This is a genomic window from Marinilactibacillus sp. GCM10026970 (genome assembly GCF_042660675.1).
Classification (GTDB): domain Bacteria; phylum Bacillota; class Bacilli; order Lactobacillales; family Carnobacteriaceae_A; genus Marinilactibacillus.
On record NZ_JBHSUL010000015.1, the window covers coordinates 1 to 16,154 of the forward strand.

Sequence of the window (16,154 nt, forward strand, 5' to 3'; positions counted from 1 at the left end):
AATCGAGTATCGACGAACTCATACAAACGAGTGTAAAATAGCATAAAAAAACAGAGCAGAATATCTGCTCTGAAAAAAGTCTAACTTTTTGGGGTCACTATATCCGATGTACTTGGGACTTCGCTTTTTTTGTGTAATTTAAGGAATTGAAACAATTTCTGTAATATCTAATAAAACAAGATACGTCTCTTTTACTGGTTTCTTCAAGATTGCTTCCAATGCTTGTCGGTAAAGTCGAAGTTGACCACTATATTTCTCTAACATAATTTGTTTGGGGTCTTCAAATCTTTGGATCTGGTCTGTTTTGTAATCAAATAGGATCAATCCATCTTCTTCCTCAATATACCCATCAACGATACCATGAATGAGAATTTGGTCTGTCTCCTCTTCCATATCCATAAAGAGCTCGTTTGCTTCAAGAATCAGCGAAAAAGGTACTTCTCTGTTTACGTTCTTTGACAGACTAACAATTTTCTGACCGAAACTTGTTTCAAAGAAACGGACAAGTTGTTCAACTCGAACAAGGGGGGCCATTTCTTCTGATAACACTTCTTTTTCAACAAGAGTCTGAATATGTTCTTCAAGAAATTCTTTTGTTGGTAGGCTATCTATTTTTAAAGATTGTAAGACTAAATGCGTTGCCTGCCCTATTTCTGCAGGACTCGGTTGAAGAACTTCTGATATAAAAGCTGGACGTTCTAATTTTTCTTCAACATATCTGTAAGAACTCCTAGGATTCGTGACATCGATTTTCATCATTTGCCCATCATTTGGTTCCTCAAATAACCGTTTAATTTCAGAAACCGATTGGTAACTTGTGGTCAATGTTGCTGTCTGATGTGTATAATTAGATTCAATTAAATGAATGGCTTCATCTACTGCCTTGCTGGTTTCTTTCTTTTCTTCCCATTTAAGTTCTTTGTTTTTAAACGACGTAAACCAATTCGATTTTTCATCCGTTTGAAGATTTTTTAGCTGGGTTTCCAGATCATACTGATTTTGAAAAGAAACCTTAAATTCAACGGGATGACCAACAATTTCTTTGTTTGTAGAAGGTAACCAGTTTTCATAATCAATACTACCATGCCTTGCTAGACTCATACCTATCCAGTGCATGTAACTAGAAGCTTGTAAGCGGGCGTCTGCTGGTAGTACAGTCGCCTGGTGTGCACTGACTGTCCCCCACTCTTTCATAGCTGCGTCTTTATCTTTATAAGAACCGACTAAGAATAACTTTTGTTCAGCTCTGGTTAAGGCAACATAAAGAACGCGCATTTCTTCAGAAAGTAATTTATTTTTTTTGTGATTTTTTAAAACACGCTCTGGCAATGTTGTGAATCGACCATTAGGAAAAAGAGCGTCCTCTTGTACTTCTTTGTATTCCGCACCAACACCGAATTTTTCATCAAAGACATAAGGTTTTTTAAGATCCGTCTGATTGAATCTTTTTGACATATCCAGTACAAATACGACTGGGAACTCAAGACCTTTACTGGCATGAATGGTCATCACTCTAACGGCGTCTTCCCCGTCACTAACCACAGAAGGCTCAGCTAGATCTTTGTCTTTTTTCTGCATTTTTTCAATAAAGCGTATAAACTGAAATAGTCCCTTGAAACTTGTCTTCTCGTAAGCAGCTGCACGCTCGTAAAGTGCGTGTAAGTTGGCTTTTCTTTGCTTACCTGAACTCATGCCTCCAACGTAATGTAGAAAGCCCGTATCTTCGTATATCGTCCATATTAGTTTAACGATTGGCTGTCTTCTAGATAATTCCCTCCAGCGTTCTAAATTTTCCATAAATTCAATTAATTTAAGTTGTAGGTGTCGGTTACTTGGTTCTTTTTCTTCCTGACTAATAAAATCGAGTAAGGATTCAAAATAAGGTGAGGTCGTATTCATCAACCGAATTTTTGTAAGATCAATTTCATTCAAACCCACTATAGGAGATCTTAAAACCGCAGCCAGAGGAATATCTTGCCATGGGTTATCAATAATATTAAGCAAAGACATCATAATACTGATTTCAGTTGTTCTGAAATAGTTTTGTGTATCTTTGATGGCTGTAGGTATACCTAATTGTTTATTGAAAATATCTTGGATCACGAGGTTATTTTTTTTAGTTGGTGTTAGTAAGACAATATCTTTGTATGTTAGCTGCCTATTTTGCTTAGTTTTTTTATCATAGATCTGAAAACCTGACTGCATAAGGTCTAATATTTTCTCTCCAACCATTAATAATTCGCCTTCAGCTTTGGAATCAATCTGGAAAGTTTCAGAAACATCCTCAAAGTCCGTTATTTCTTCACTTTGATTCTCACTGTCATCTGTATTCTTTTCATAGATAAGCACTTCTGTCTCACACTGAAGATCCTTTGGAAAAGCATGGAAGCCTTGTTTCAAACGAGCGGATTCGTCGTATGCTAAATTCCCTACTTCTTTATCCATTAACTGTGTGAAAATGTAATTTGTGAAGTCCAGTACGTGATGATTTGAGCGGAAATTCTCCGCTAGAATAATACGCTCTCCTTCTTCTTTGGATTCATAGCGTTCATATTTTTCGATAAATAGATCAGGATCAGCTAAACGAAAGGCATAGATAGATTGCTTAACATCACCTACCATGAATTGGTTGCCTTGGGTTTTAGAATCGTTGGTTAACCATTTCAGAATACTTTCTTGAAGAAAGTTAATGTCTTGATATTCATCTACCATAACTTCCTTGAAACAATTTCTGTAGTAAGCAGAAGCTTCAGAAGGTCCGATTGTTCCATCATCCGTTTTCTTGGTTAATATCTGGAATGTGAGATGCTCTAGATCATTGAAATCCAGTAGTCGACGGTCATATTTGTGGTTCTGGAAAGCATCTGCAAAAAGTCCAGTAACTCTTGCCATTTCCCCTACGAGTGTGTTGACGGAACCCATTAATTCAATTTGTTTTGAGATAGGAACGCTGAAAAATTCTTCTTTTAATCGATTATAAACCGATTTATACTGATCTCTGAAAGCTTTCATCTCACTGGCTGCTTCTTTAACTTCGTCTGGAGTTGTTTTTTTTCTAGGAGCAGACCATGTCTTAAATTTAAACGTTTCTAATAACTGATAGGTCTCTTCCAAATGACCGTTTATAATGTTTTGTTGCACTTCTTTGAAATGATTTTTCTCTGTTTCTAGTGTGGTGATGACTTTGGATAGTTCTTCATCTCCGTTACTGATCATCAAGGCGTTTTCATTTAGTTCAATAAACAAATCGACCATTTGAAGCATTTGAGGCCTAGCTAATTTTTCAAAGAGCGGACTTTTTTCTAATTTACCCTCTTCGATTGTATAAAGTTGTGTAAGTTCTTCTAGCCATTTTTTCGGATCTGGATTTGATCTTGAAAAATTATATAGAGAAAAAATGAGCTCTGTTAAGCCATCATCCGAACGATCATTGGAATAAGTAGCTGCTAGTGTCTTGAACAGCGTTCCTTCTTCGCCGTAGAGTTCTTCCCTTAAATCATCCCACACATCTTCTTTCATTAAAATATTTTCAGTATCATCTGTCAACATTCTAAATACAGGGTCCAAATCGATTAAATAATAAAACCTTCTAATTACTTTCAGACAGAAAGCGTGTAAGGTAGAGATATTTGCTTGGTTCAGTAAAGGTAGCTGACGAACTAGGTGCTGCTGAAGTTTCGTATCTTTTGTGTCACTGATTTCTTTTTGAATAGCAACTTGAATACGTTCCTTCATTTCTTTTGCAGCAGCGTTGGTGTACGTCACGACAAGCAACTCATCAACACTGACTCCGTTCTTTATTTTTTCAATCACTCTTTGTACAAGAACAGTCGTTTTTCCAGAACCAGCTGAGGCTGAGATCAATAGATTTTTCCCTTCATCTTGGATAGATCGCCACTGACTGTCCGTAAACAAGCTAGACTCAGGTTTTTTCGGTAAGATCTTCATTAAATAGACTCCTCTCCTGGAATAATCAATTTATTAGAAATTCGGTGAATCAATTCTTTCTTATCTGGAATATCTTCAAAATGACGATAATTATTTTCTTCGAGTAAAACGTCAAACTGTGAAATAGCTTTATAAGGGCCACTTACAGAAGGTGTAAATTGTCGTTTTTCAATAAAAGGCATCAACATATTTTTACCGGTGAGAATCTGGTTCCCTGCGTCAACAATCAATTTTCGATTATGCTGCATTAGAAGATCCAATTCTTCAGTTGTAATAAGCCCTCTTCCTTTAAGAGTTCCATTTTTTAACTGGTTGATTGGATAGACAAGAGAATGACTACCAGCTTCAAGTGTTAAATCTAGGTTACTTAAAATTTCTTCATCGTTAATCGCAAGTCCATTCAATTTGAATTCTTTTAATAAAGCACTCATCCACTCTTCTTCATTTGCTTCTTTAGATTTAAGATAAGGGTTCTTTACTTGCGCATAGAAAGCACCAGCGGGCTTGGCTTGTTGGCCTAATAATACTGGAGAAAATTCAACAGCTGTATCCAGATAAGTAATCATCTGCATCATTAAACCATAGAAAAGTTCATCATATTTGAAAGAATGCTGACTAGATTTATAATCCACTATGCTCAAATATAATTTATGGTCTACTTCCATCGTATCAAGGCGATCGATCTTACCACGTACATGGATTTGCCCACCGTTATTCAAAGGGAAAGCCAACCCTGGGATGCCACTAGTATTACCGATTCGACCGAATAGAATTTCAGATTTTTTAAGAGTTGAATGACTACGTTTATTTTGTTTACTAATTGCCCACATCATTCTCTTTACCGTTTTACCTAATTGATCTCTTATGAACTGCATTCTATTAGACATCGAAAGTAATCGGAACTGATTCTTTTCGTAAAGTTCGTTTAGAGTTTCATCTGTTAGTCTAGCAAGTGTTTGTTCATCAAGATCCTTAACGCTTAGATCTCGGGATACAATTAGTTTAAAGATAGAATCCAACGCATCATGGAAGAAATTACCGGTTTCAGTCGGTGTCAGTTCTTGAATAGAACGCTCTTTTAATCGAAGACCATATTGTAAGAAATGACTATATGGATCAAGATAGAAACTTTCTAACTGCGAGACAGAAAGATAAAGGTCTTTCCCGTAAAGCTGTTCAGCCAAGTCATTGGTCAATGGTACCGGAATGTTTTTATGGTCTAAACTATTAAATACTCTGTTTTCAAAGAAGCTTTCTTTATCTCGAAGTTTTTCATATAAGCTGAGCCAAAATACATTAGGTAATGTATCCTGATCGATACCTTCTCTTAAAATAGTATTTAATTGACCAATTGTTTGTTTTCTAGAACCTATAAAGGGCATAATTTTATCGAAATTTTGATCATAGATCAGATGACTGTCAGCAAGTTTTGCTTGAATAGGTACAGATAGATAATCGGCTATTCTCTGAATATAAGGACTAATGCGATTGTCAGTACCACTTTCTTGTTTAACTGGGAAGCTAAAAATCAGCTTATCTGAGGCGTTCATAAATGCTCTGTAGGCTGCTAACGGTTCAGAAGCTATCATCGATTGAGTTGTTGGAGAAAGGAAACGATCCATTGGTAATACTGCCTGAATTTTTTCACGATCTTCATCGGTCAAAATTGAGTCATTTTCACGATTCATTGGTAGCACTTGATCAGTCATCCCCAGAATGAAGACCACTTTTTTTGTATGAACACGTTCTTTGTCGAAATTGGTCAGCATAACTTGGTCGATGCTCGGTGGGACAATACTATATGTCGCTTGTTCAAATCCTGTTTCTAATATCGTCAGAAAAGAATCAATCGACCATTCTTCATCTCCTAGCACATCAACAAATTCATCTAGCATGTCCATGAATGTGCCCCAAACTTGTTCATGTTTCCGGGCTTCTACAAGGTCTCCGCTTTCCAACGACTGATCGCGCCAGAACAAAATTTGATCATCTATACCGTTATTGACTAGAAATTGATAAAGAAGTCTTGCGGCATCTCGGTTGGTTTTAGCTTTTTGGACTCGTTTAAAGAAAGGAAGTAAGGTTTCTCTTACAATCACTCTCACTTTATTAGCAATTGCTTGAGTCTGTTTGTCGGAATCCAACTGTTCTTCCATATCTTCAATCTGAAAGCGAGCATAGATCCATTCTTGATCTCTAGTCCATGCTGACCCTTCGTAACCGTAAGCGAGCATAACATTTTCTGTCAGATCCACTTCTCTTCGCCAATCTGAATGAGCTTGCTTCATGTAAGGGATTCGAAGCTCTACATCCTTTGGTATAATTGTATCTTTTAAATGTGGTACAAATAATTCCGTTCTTAAAAAGCGCATCACATCTTCATATCTCCAATTTCTCTTGAAGATCAATAAGAGACTCTGTATGAGCTCAACAAGTGGATGCCCGGACATTGTATCTGCTTCATCAATAAAAAGTGAGATATCATTTTCCTGAAACGTCGGTTCAATGACTGTCTTGTAAGACTCAATGTTTCGACTCGTAATCATAATATCTTTATATCGGTAGCCTTCTTGCAAAACCATTTTTCTAATTCTATTGGCTACATGCAGTATTTCAGCTTGCTTTGTTTCTGCACCCCAAATCTCAATACACTCATCCATTTCAATCCTATGATCAGGAATTCTGATAGCTGAGCCAATGGAACTTTTAACCCAAAAATCTTCTAGATGATTGATTTCTTCACATCTTTGATCACTCACCTCTGTTATCAGGCGATCATTCAAAACGGGTAAACCTTCCTGCAAAGCATGCTGATAGAGTCGGTAGTAAGTCATGCCAGTTTCATAGAATAAGTGTGTCAGTTCTGGGGGTTCAACTGCATACTTCTGATCAAGAACGAGAGAAATAACAACATTTTTGCAAGACCGAATCAATTCTATCAGAAGCTCTTGTTCTTGGGCTGAAAAATTTTGGTAGTGATTAATATATATTGTCGTATTAGACATATCTCGCTTTTTAATTTCTTCAATCAAGGCTTTAATGATATCTTCTTTTTCAATATATTGGTTTATCAGCTGCTCGTTGAATGATTGAAATAATAACTGAATATCTGCAATCTTTTGTTTGAAGTCATTACCGCTAGTAGCATCTGATTCTTCAGCGCCAGATAATTTTTCTAAATCTTCTATATTGATTCGTCCATTTCTCATTTCCATAAAAAGCGAAGTCAGCTTTTCAATAAATCCTTGCTGTGTACTTTCGCCTCTGAATATACTGAGAGAGGTCTCATGATCTTTAACAAGTTTTCTTACAAGCATAGAAAGTCCGGTTTCTGTTAATTGAGTCTGATTGTATACCGCACTATCCTGTAAAAAATACCAGGCTAATCGACTAATACTAAACACTTGAAGATTGATCATACCTGTGTAGTCTTTTGGATTTTCTTGAAGGCTTTTTAAGTATTGAAGTACGGTGATTTCCGTCTCGAACTTGATATGATCGGGTACGAGATAAAATACTTGGGCAGTAGAATCTTGATCCATAATCTCTTTCATCTCGCTGATCAAAGCCGTTTCTTTTTCAGTATGTGCTCTTCCAATAACAAATTGAAGACTCATGCAATACCCCTTTCTAATCTTTGAATGGTAAAAAGAAAGACAGATACCTTTTTGACAAGATACCTATCTCTTTTGTTAACCTTATTTCGTATGAGTCAATTTAATAATTTCAATAATGACGTCCATTGCTTTTTCCATACTTTCTACCGCAACAAATTCGTAACGACCGTGGAAGTTTTCTCCCCCAGCGAACAAGTTTGGAGTTGGAAGGCCCATAAATGAAATTTTAGAACCGTCTGTTCCACCTCTAATTGGTTTAACGTCTGGTTCAATATCTAAGTTTCGCATAGCTTCATCAGCGATTTCGACTGAACGCATGTCTTTTTCAATGATTTCTCTCATATTATAATACTGATCTTTTAGCGTTAATGTAATTCTTTTTTGGTCAAAACGTTTATTCAGCTCTTCAACGATAGAAGTCAGTTTCTGTTTCTTTTCCTCAAATAATTCACGACTATGGTCACGGATAATATAACCCATCTTAGCTTCTTCGACAGTACCTTCGATTCCTAGAAGATGATAAAACCCATCTCTGCCGTCTGTTTTTTCAGGTACTTCTTCTTGTGGAAGCATAGTATCTAATTCAACAGCCAATTTTAATGCATTGACCATCGTGTCTTTAGCTGTACCAGGATGAACGTTCTTACCTTGGATAAACAAATCAGCAGAAGCTGCATTAAAACTTTCATATTCAAGTTCACCAACAGGTCCACCGTCTACAGTATAAGCGAAGTCAGCTGCAAAGTGATCCGTATCGAACAAGTCAGCTCCAGTGCCGATTTCTTCATCTGGACCAAAAGCGATTCTGACTTTACCATGTTCGATTTCAGGGTGATTCAATAAGTATTCTACAGCACCGATAATTTCTACGATACCTGATTTGTCGTCAGAACCGAGTAATGTATTTCCATCAGTTGTAATTAACGTCTGTCCCACATAGTTTTTCATATTTGGAAAATCTTCTGGTGATAAGACAATAGACTTCTCTTCATTTAAAACGATTTTTTGTCCATCATAGTTTTCATGGAATTGAGGCTGGATATTTTCAGCATTAAAATCAGCGGTATCAATATGTGCAATAAATCCAACAGTTGGCACGTCTTTATCCGTATTCGCTTCTAAAGAAGCAGTTACAAAGCCGTTTTTCTCATTGAATTCAATTTCACTTAGACCGATTTCTTTTAAGTCTTCCATGAGCATTTTTGAAAAATCAATTTGAGACTGTGTAGATGGAACAGTCGTACTTGATTCATCGGAGCGCGTATTGATTTTTACATATTTGATAAAACGATCAACTAATTGACTAGACATTTTTTCATTCCTCCAGATTGATTATAAGATTTATTTTACACTATTTCGAGTTTAAATACTTTCAATTATTTAAAATCAAATACATCTTTTTGAGAAGAAGCTTCAATAATTTCAAGATCCCACTCTAATGAATCTTTCCATGTATTTAATACTTCAGACATTTTTGAGATAAAAATCGATTCAATAAAATGCCCGGGGTCAATGACGTCCATTCCATCTCTTAACATATCTTGCGCACCATGGTAAGAGACGTCCCCAGTAATGAATAAAGTGACGCCTTTTCTCTGAGCATCTTTATAGTAGTCTTCTCCAGAACCGCCGAATATAGCGACTTTTTTATGTTTTCTTAAGAGGTCATAGCTACTATATCTTAAATGATCAATATCAAAAGCAGATTTCACTGATGAAATCATCTCGTCAGTCGTCTGATTCATTGTTCCAATCCTACCGTATCCAAATGATTGTTTTTGGTTTTCAATCGTATACAAATCGAAAACAGGTTCTTCATAAGGATGTGCTTGGACAAGAGACTTTAAGATAGCTGACGTTTTATCTTCTGGAAACATCATTTCAATCCTGACTTCATCAACTGACTTCTGCTGATTGATCTCGCCTCTATTTGGTTCTGCTCCTTCTTGAGGTGTGAAGTGACCTGTTCCAGAAATATCATACGAAACATCTTTATAATCCCCCACTTCGCCTGCACCTGCATCATGCATAGCTTGTCGAACCGTTTCAGATGAATCCTTAGGTACGAAGACTGCAATCTTCTTATAAGGTGCCTGATAGACTTCAGACACAATCTCTCTCTCTTTAGGAAAGTTCAAAGCATCCGCAAGCCATTCATTCATTCCATATTCAGCGGCATCTATATTCGTATGAGCAGAGTAAACTGCAATATCAGACTGGATTAATTGAATAAATTCTCTTCGTCGACTATCCGCATCGTTCAAAGTTTTCAAAGATTTAAAGATAGCAGGATGATGAGTTAAAATAAGATCAGCTTCATGATTTTTAGCTTCTTTAATGGTATGTGCATCTACGTCTAGCGCAATAAGCACTTTCTTGACAATCGTTTCTTTTGAACCAAACGATAGTCCGATAGGATCCCAGTTTTCTGCTAAGTGAGGCGGTGCAAATCGTTCCATCTCCTGTATGATATCTTGGACTTGAACCTCTTTCACTGAATCGTCTCCTTTATCATCGTAATTTCTTTGTTGATTTTAGATTGTTTGTCTGCATCTGGTTGCGCAGATTTGTTTAATTGAGCAAGAATATAATGAAGCTTATCTAACTCTTGAAGCCACTTTTTCTTAAACACAGCAGTTTTATGTGATAACAGAAAAGGACCAAAAGTTAATTCATGGTCGGTGTACTTGACACTTTCGAAGCTTGGTTCAGCAACAATAATCTCGTAAATTTTATCATTCTCTTCTACGATTTCTTCAGCTACAATTTTATAGTTTTGAGTCATTAAAAATGTGCGTAAGGTTTTTTCACCGACATTCGGTTGTAGAACTAAAATTTCTGTTCTACTAAGTTTTTTCTGAGACAGACCTCTATCTAATATATCTCTGATTAAAGCACCGCCCATTCCACAGATAGAAATGGCTGTAATTTGATCATCTAATTGAATAACTTCTACTCCATCTCCAAATCTAACTTCAATATGATCTTCAAGATTTCTTAGTTTCACTTCATTCAATGCTTTTTCAAAAGGCCCTTTAACAACCTCTCCAGCTACGGCAAATGAGATTGCTTCACGCTGCACTAATGCACATGGAAGATAGGCATGATCAGAACCTATATCTGCTAATCTCGCATTTTCTGGTATATAAGACGCTACACGTTCTAGTCGTTTTGATAATTGTACAGATTCCATCGGGCACCTCTTCTAATTTCTTATACTATAAAGTACAGTCATTTATGTAAGTTTTAAGATCAATTTTAAAAAAGAAAACCCGCGAGGGTCAATTGACCACTCACAGGTTATCCAGAGTCTTTTTTCAGAAAATTATTCAGAATCTTCTTTAGATTCACCGATAACTTCTGGTTCAGGCATTTCGTCTGAAGTTTCAGTAGTTTCTTCTTCAACTGCATCTGGAGCTGAGATAGATACAACTGTTGAGTCAGCGTCAGTTAATAATGTTGTTTCAGCATCTAACTCGATATCGCCAGCAGAAATGCTGTCTCCGATTGTCATTTTAGAAACATCTACAGTGTATTCTGAAGGTGCACTAGCAGGAGCTACGTCAACTTCTAATTCAGAGATTGATTGAGAAACATATCCCTCAGCAATTTCTTCTTCACCAGTGATGTAAACTGGAATTGACATTGTAACTTTTTGTCCTTTAGTGAACGCAAGTAAGTCAACGTGGAACAAGATTGGCTTGATTGCTGCAGATTTTTGTTCTTTAACGAATACTTGGTAAGTTTCGCCTTCGACGTCTACTTCAAAAACACCATTAGATCCTACTTGACGAAGCGTATCTTGTAATTCTTTTTGGTTAAGCAATACAGAAACTGTATCTACGTCTTTACCGTAAATCGCTGCTGGTACTTTACCTTCACTTCTTGCTTTCTTTGATGCTGATGTACCTGTTTCAGTACGTTTAGTAGCTGTAATTTTCATTATATTTCACCTTCCAAATTATATTATAAGTAATTAACTTATGATATTTCTATGCATTAACATAAGTATTATACCAAATTCCGCAACGTAATACAAAAACAAAAGTCTTTTTAACGTGAAATGCATGAAAAAAAGACAGAAACCGCTCAAACAGCAGCTCCTGTCTCATCAAATTTTCAGATTATTCTAAAAAGTCTTTCAATTGTTTCGAACGACTCGGGTGGCGCAATTTTCTCAAAGCCTTAGCTTCGATCTGTCTGATACGTTCTCTAGTTACACCAAATACTTTGCCAACATCTTCAAGCGTTCTTTGACGACCATCATCTAGACCAAATCTTAATCGCAATACGTTTTCTTCACGATCAGTTAATGTATCTAGTACATCTTCCAATTCACTTTTCAGCAATTCATATGCAGCGTTATCTGAAGGACTTGTAGCTTCATTATCTTCAATAAAATCACCTAGGTGAGAATCATCTTCTTCACCAATTGGCGTTTCAAGAGATACTGGTTCTTGAGAAATTTTAAGGATATCTCGTACTTTTTCAGTAGGAAGATCCATCTCTGCTCCAATTTCCTCAGGAGTCGGTTCACGCCCAAGATCCTGAAGTAGCTGACGCTGGATACGAACAAGTTTGTTAATAGTTTCTACCATATGAACAGGAATTCGAATCGTTCTAGCTTGATCGGCAATCGCACGGGTTATAGCTTGACGAATCCACCATGTAGCATAAGTTGAGAATTTAAATCCTTTTTCGTAATCAAATTTTTCTACAGCTTTCATTAGCCCCATGTTACCTTCTTGAATCAAATCAAGGAAACTCATCCCTCTACCGACGTAACGTTTCGCAATAGATACAACTAAACGCAAGTTGGCTTCTGCTAACTCTTGCTTAGCGATAATATCACCTGTTTCGATTCGTTTAGCTAGAGCAATCTCTTCTTTAGCACTTAAAAGATCCACTCTACCGATTTCTTTAAGGTACATTCTAACCGGGTCGTTGATTTTAACACCCGGTGGCGCAATCATTTCTTCTTTTTTAGCTTCTTCAACAATCTCTTCTTCTTTATCTAATTGTTTAGCTAAAGGATTTCCGTCTTCGTCGACGACGCCAATACCTTCGTCTTCAATTTTTTGAATCAATTCGTCCATTTGATTTTTCTCAAGTTCAAATGGTTCTGCTAGTTTGTCAGTCAATTCAACATAAGAAATAGTTTGATCCATTTTTTTCTTTGTTTCTTTGATAACAGCTTTGACAGCTGCTTCGTAAGTTTTGTTTGATTCGTCTTTAAGTTCTTCCTTATTTTTGGCCATAGAATGGTGTGCCTCCTGATTTACGCTTCTTTTGCAGTTTTTAGCTGACGATTGATATTGATAATTTCTATTGTTAAAGAGGTCTGTTTTTGCTTGTCACCAATACGCTCAGCTTCTTTTAACTCTTCTCGCTTTAATTGAAGCTTTGTGACTAGGGGTGATCGATTGGATAAAACGTCTATATAGTCCTCGATTTCTCCTGGAACAAGTTCTTCCCCAAGGTCCATCCAAAAAATTTCAGTGGCTTTCTTTTTGTGTTCTGAATCTTTTATGAAATCCAGAAAGGCTTCTACATTGTGCTCACCCTTCTCCTTGAAATAAGACTCGTATAAGAGATAGAGGATTTGGTAATGCTCATCCGGAAATGAAAATTCATAAGAAAGACCCTGTAATGTATACCATACCTCATCATGATAAAAAAGTCTATTTAACAGCATCTTTTCTGCTTGTTCAACCGTCGTTTTCTTTACCTTGTTCTGTCGTGTAACTTGAAGCGAACTCGGTTCACTTTTTCGCTCCGCTTGTTGTTTTTTAAGTTCTTTTGTTCTGGATTTTTGTGTTTCCATCAAATATTGCTGGAATTGTTCTTTTAACGTATCTTGAGATACTTTGAATTCTTGAGATAACTGATTGAAATAGAGTTCTCTTTCAACCGGCGAGTTAACTACAGTCATTTCTTTTAAAACTTTTTCAATATAAGATAATCGTTCGCTTTCGTTTTTTAGATTGATACCTGAGCGAAAGTACTTCATCAGGAAACTCATAAACGTATCTCGCCCGTGTAGTAAAAACTCTTTGTAAGCTTCTTTTCCTCGGGAGCTAATGTAATCATCAGGATCCAGTTTCTCAGGAAAACTTGCAATATCTATATCAAAATGTGTCTGTTCCAGAAAATACTCAGTAGCTCTTTTCGTAGCATCCAAGCCTGCTAGATCACCATCGTAGGCGATGACCACTTTATCCGTCACTCGATCCATTAACTGAATCTGTTCGTTTGTCAAACTCGTTCCCATAGAAGCTATTCCATTTTTTACTCCTGCCTGCCAGGAAGAAATAACGTCCATAAAACCTTCAAAAAGATACACTTCACTTTCTCGCCTTATACTCGCTCTCGCTTTATCGTAGTTGAATAAAACGCGTCTCTTATTAAAGATTTCCGTTTCAGGGCTGTTAACATACTTAGCTGAATGAAAAGGTTTCTCAGAAGTGTTCTGCTTGGTAGGATCTTCAAATATCCTACCTGAAAAAGCAACGGTGTTTCCTTTGTCATCTCTGATTGGAAACAGAATTCTGCCAGAAAACCGATCTAAGAGCTGACCATCATCTCGGTCAGAGAACAAACCTGTTTGCGGGAAAAGAGCCTGCTCCAAGTCTTCTTGATTGTCTAGATATAACTTTAAAGCATTTCTTTGAGGGGGAGAAAACCCTAGTTTGAATTCTTCTATGGTTTCCTTTTTCATCCCTCGATCAATCAAGTAATTGTAAGCTGCTTCCCCAACTTGAGTATTCATAAGAATATGGTGATAAAATTCCTGAGTCTTTTCGTAAATTGTAAGGAGTTTGCTATAGCGACTATCTCCACTTGGTCTAGACTGATGTGCCTGTTCTATAATTTGCTCATCAATATGGACTTCAGCAATCTCTGCAGATTTTATGACGGCTTCAGGAAAAGACACACCTTCTATTTCTTGTATGAAAGAAAAGACATTTCCACCTCTGCCACAACTGAAGCAGTGAAAGATTTGTTTCTTTTCGTTTACTGAAAACGAGGGCGTCTTATCATCATGGAAGGGACAATGGGCAAAATGATTCTGCCCGGATTTCTTTAATTGAACATACTGTGAAACAACATCGACGATATCAGACTCTTCTCTAATCTGAGTGATCGTTTCCTCTGGAATACGGACCATAAACGGTGACCTCCCTTCACAAGTTATTCAAAATCACGCACATTTTATTCAACGTGCTGAACACATTTAGCCTATTTTAATCAACCAATAGTATATCACAGATGACTAAAAAAGCAAATTCCTTCTATATAGAAAAGAATTTGCTCAGTAGCTAATATCTATTAAATTATTAACTGATTACTGTTTTTTTAACTAATTTTGTATTTTTTTAGATATGTTCAGTACTCGGTCACCCATTGATTTCCAAATAAATTGAGCCAATAAAAAATCAACCATACTATGAACAATTGTCCCAACGCCTACTAATAAAAATACGACGTAGAAAAACCCTTCGGTGTAAGCTGTACCTGGAAGAATCCCGAAAAAGAATAACGAAACAATCAACATCTCGGCCCCACCATGTAAAACCCCTATTCCAATAGAGAATACCGTACTCTTAGCGGGAGAACTTAAAATCTCTTCTCTACGGTTATATAAAATCTTAGCTCCGATATAGGCAAAAACGACATGACTCAATGCTCTTAAAACAATTACAATCGGAAAACTAGCTAATAAAAAGCCGACAGCAGAACCAATGGATACGGCGACAGCAATCCCTGGAGAGAAAAACATAGCTAAGAATATGGGTACATGACTAGCCAGTGTGAATGAAGCTGGTTCAAGCACGACTCTAACAGGCATGACCATTGGAATGACAATTGCAATTGCCGTCAATAGTGCACTAATGGTCAATCTTAATGTATTTGTCTTTTTAATTTGAAACACTCCTTTTTTACACCAAAACTTTACAGGTGTCTTTACACCTATCAAGTATAATGTATTCAGGAGAAATTACAATAGTTTATTTGTAAAGTAAGTTTTTCTCACCTAAAGTTGCGGATATTTTATCAAGCGTTTCTTCATCTTTCGCCGAAATCGTGTGAGTATGAAGACCGTCAGTTAATTCTGCTAATAGTGAAGTATGATTTTTCTCAATCGCCTTTAAAAAATCATCCACATCCATCCTACTGGATATATTAAGCCCGCCTATGATTTCACCATATAAAGGATGTTCTACGATAACGTCCAGTACTTGTCCTCCATGATCAACAATGGTATACAATTCTTCCTGCGTGTGCTGGTATTGGTGCTGACAGACAATTCTTCTTTTATGAATATGTGTTTCAACTCTTCTTATATAGCCTTTGGGTGTTGAGATAATCTCCTGACCTTCAGCTCTTAAAAGTGCAATATCTCCAACAATGACTTGTCTGCTGACTCCGAATCTTTCAGCCAACACTCTTGCTACAACTGGATGATTTGATTCAGAAAGTGTAGATAGAATCTGCTCTCTCCTTGTTTCTGCTTCCATCTAATCCTCCTTTTATTGAACGTATTCCAAATAAATTCACAAGTATAGTTTATACAAAAAAAAGCACTCA

The 16,154-nt window shown here is 36.7% G+C and carries 10 protein-coding genes; all 10 read right to left on the bottom strand.

The window, feature by feature from the left end; all coding sequences use genetic code 11:
* Positions 1 to 138: 138 nt before the first annotated feature.
* The 10 genes from addA to ACFP65_RS05285 all read right to left on the bottom strand — a co-directional run bounded on the left by addA (position 139) and on the right by ACFP65_RS05285 (position 16,084).
* On the bottom strand, positions 139 to 3,948 hold the full coding sequence (addA, locus tag ACFP65_RS05240; RefSeq protein WP_379916578.1) for a helicase-exonuclease AddAB subunit AddA: 3,810 nt from the start codon (positions 3,946 to 3,948) through the stop codon (positions 139 to 141).
* Positions 3,948 to 7,565, bottom strand: coding sequence for a PD-(D/E)XK nuclease family protein (locus tag ACFP65_RS05245; RefSeq protein ID WP_379916580.1), 3,618 nt, complete (start codon positions 7,563 to 7,565; stop codon positions 3,948 to 3,950). The genes addA and ACFP65_RS05245 overlap by 1 nt, the downstream gene beginning before the upstream one ends.
* An 81-nt stretch (positions 7,566 to 7,646) precedes the next feature.
* Positions 7,647 to 8,876, bottom strand: a complete 1,230-nt coding sequence (gene pepT / locus ACFP65_RS05250; RefSeq protein ID WP_379916582.1) for a peptidase T — start codon at positions 8,874 to 8,876, stop codon at positions 7,647 to 7,649.
* Between the two features lie 65 nt (positions 8,877 to 8,941).
* Entirely contained in the window at positions 8,942 to 10,060 is a 1,119-nt protein-coding gene (locus ACFP65_RS05255) for a Nif3-like dinuclear metal center hexameric protein (RefSeq protein ID WP_379916584.1), read from the bottom strand.
* Positions 10,057 to 10,758, bottom strand: a complete 702-nt coding sequence (locus ACFP65_RS05260; protein ID WP_379916586.1) for a tRNA (adenine(22)-N(1))-methyltransferase — start codon at positions 10,756 to 10,758, stop codon at positions 10,057 to 10,059. The genes ACFP65_RS05255 and ACFP65_RS05260 overlap by 4 nt, the downstream gene beginning before the upstream one ends.
* Before the next feature lie 132 nt (positions 10,759 to 10,890).
* Entirely contained in the window at positions 10,891 to 11,508 is a 618-nt protein-coding gene (locus ACFP65_RS05265; protein ID WP_379916588.1) for a 50S ribosomal protein L25, read from the bottom strand.
* A 181-nt stretch (positions 11,509 to 11,689) separates the two neighbouring features.
* On the bottom strand, positions 11,690 to 12,823 hold the full coding sequence (rpoD, locus tag ACFP65_RS05270; protein ID WP_379916590.1) for an RNA polymerase sigma factor RpoD: 1,134 nt from the start codon (positions 12,821 to 12,823) through the stop codon (positions 11,690 to 11,692).
* A 20-nt stretch (positions 12,824 to 12,843) separates the two neighbouring features.
* Positions 12,844 to 14,733: a DNA primase gene (dnaG, locus tag ACFP65_RS05275; RefSeq protein ID WP_379916592.1), complete on the bottom strand. Its 1,890-nt coding sequence runs from the start codon at positions 14,731 to 14,733 to the stop codon at positions 12,844 to 12,846.
* Between the two features lie 192 nt (positions 14,734 to 14,925).
* Positions 14,926 to 15,489 carry a hypothetical protein gene (locus ACFP65_RS05280; RefSeq protein ID WP_379916650.1) on the bottom strand — a complete coding sequence of 188 codons (564 nt, stop codon included), beginning with the start codon at positions 15,487 to 15,489 and terminating at the stop codon, positions 14,926 to 14,928.
* A gap of 85 nt (positions 15,490 to 15,574) precedes the next feature.
* Positions 15,575 to 16,084, bottom strand: coding sequence for a transcription repressor NadR (locus ACFP65_RS05285; RefSeq protein ID WP_379916594.1), 510 nt, complete (start codon positions 16,082 to 16,084; stop codon positions 15,575 to 15,577).
* Between the last annotated feature and the right edge of the window lie 70 nt (positions 16,085 to 16,154).

Bases quoted from the DNA above. Each gene is read 5' to 3' on its own strand.
- addA (WP_379916578.1), bottom strand. From the start codon at position 3,948: ATGAAGATCTTACCGAAAAAACCTGAGTCTAGCTTGTTTACGGACAGT.
- ACFP65_RS05245 (WP_379916580.1), bottom strand. From the start codon at position 7,565: ATGAGTCTTCAATTTGTTATTGGAAGAGCACATACTGAAAAAGAAACG.
- pepT (WP_379916582.1), bottom strand. From the start codon at position 8,876: ATGTCTAGTCAATTAGTTGATCGTTTTATCAAATATGTAAAAATCAAT.
- ACFP65_RS05285 (WP_379916594.1), bottom strand. From the start codon at position 16,084: ATGGAAGCAGAAACAAGGAGAGAGCAGATTCTATCTACACTTTCTGAA.
- dnaG (WP_379916592.1), bottom strand. From the start codon at position 14,733: ATGGTCCGTATTCCAGAGGAAACGATCACTCAGATTAGAGAAGAGTCT.
- ACFP65_RS05265 (WP_379916588.1), bottom strand. From the start codon at position 11,508: ATGAAAATTACAGCTACTAAACGTACTGAAACAGGTACATCAGCATCA.
- rpoD (WP_379916590.1), bottom strand. From the start codon at position 12,823: ATGGCCAAAAATAAGGAAGAACTTAAAGACGAATCAAACAAAACTTAC.
- ACFP65_RS05260 (WP_379916586.1), bottom strand. From the start codon at position 10,758: ATGGAATCTGTACAATTATCAAAACGACTAGAACGTGTAGCGTCTTAT.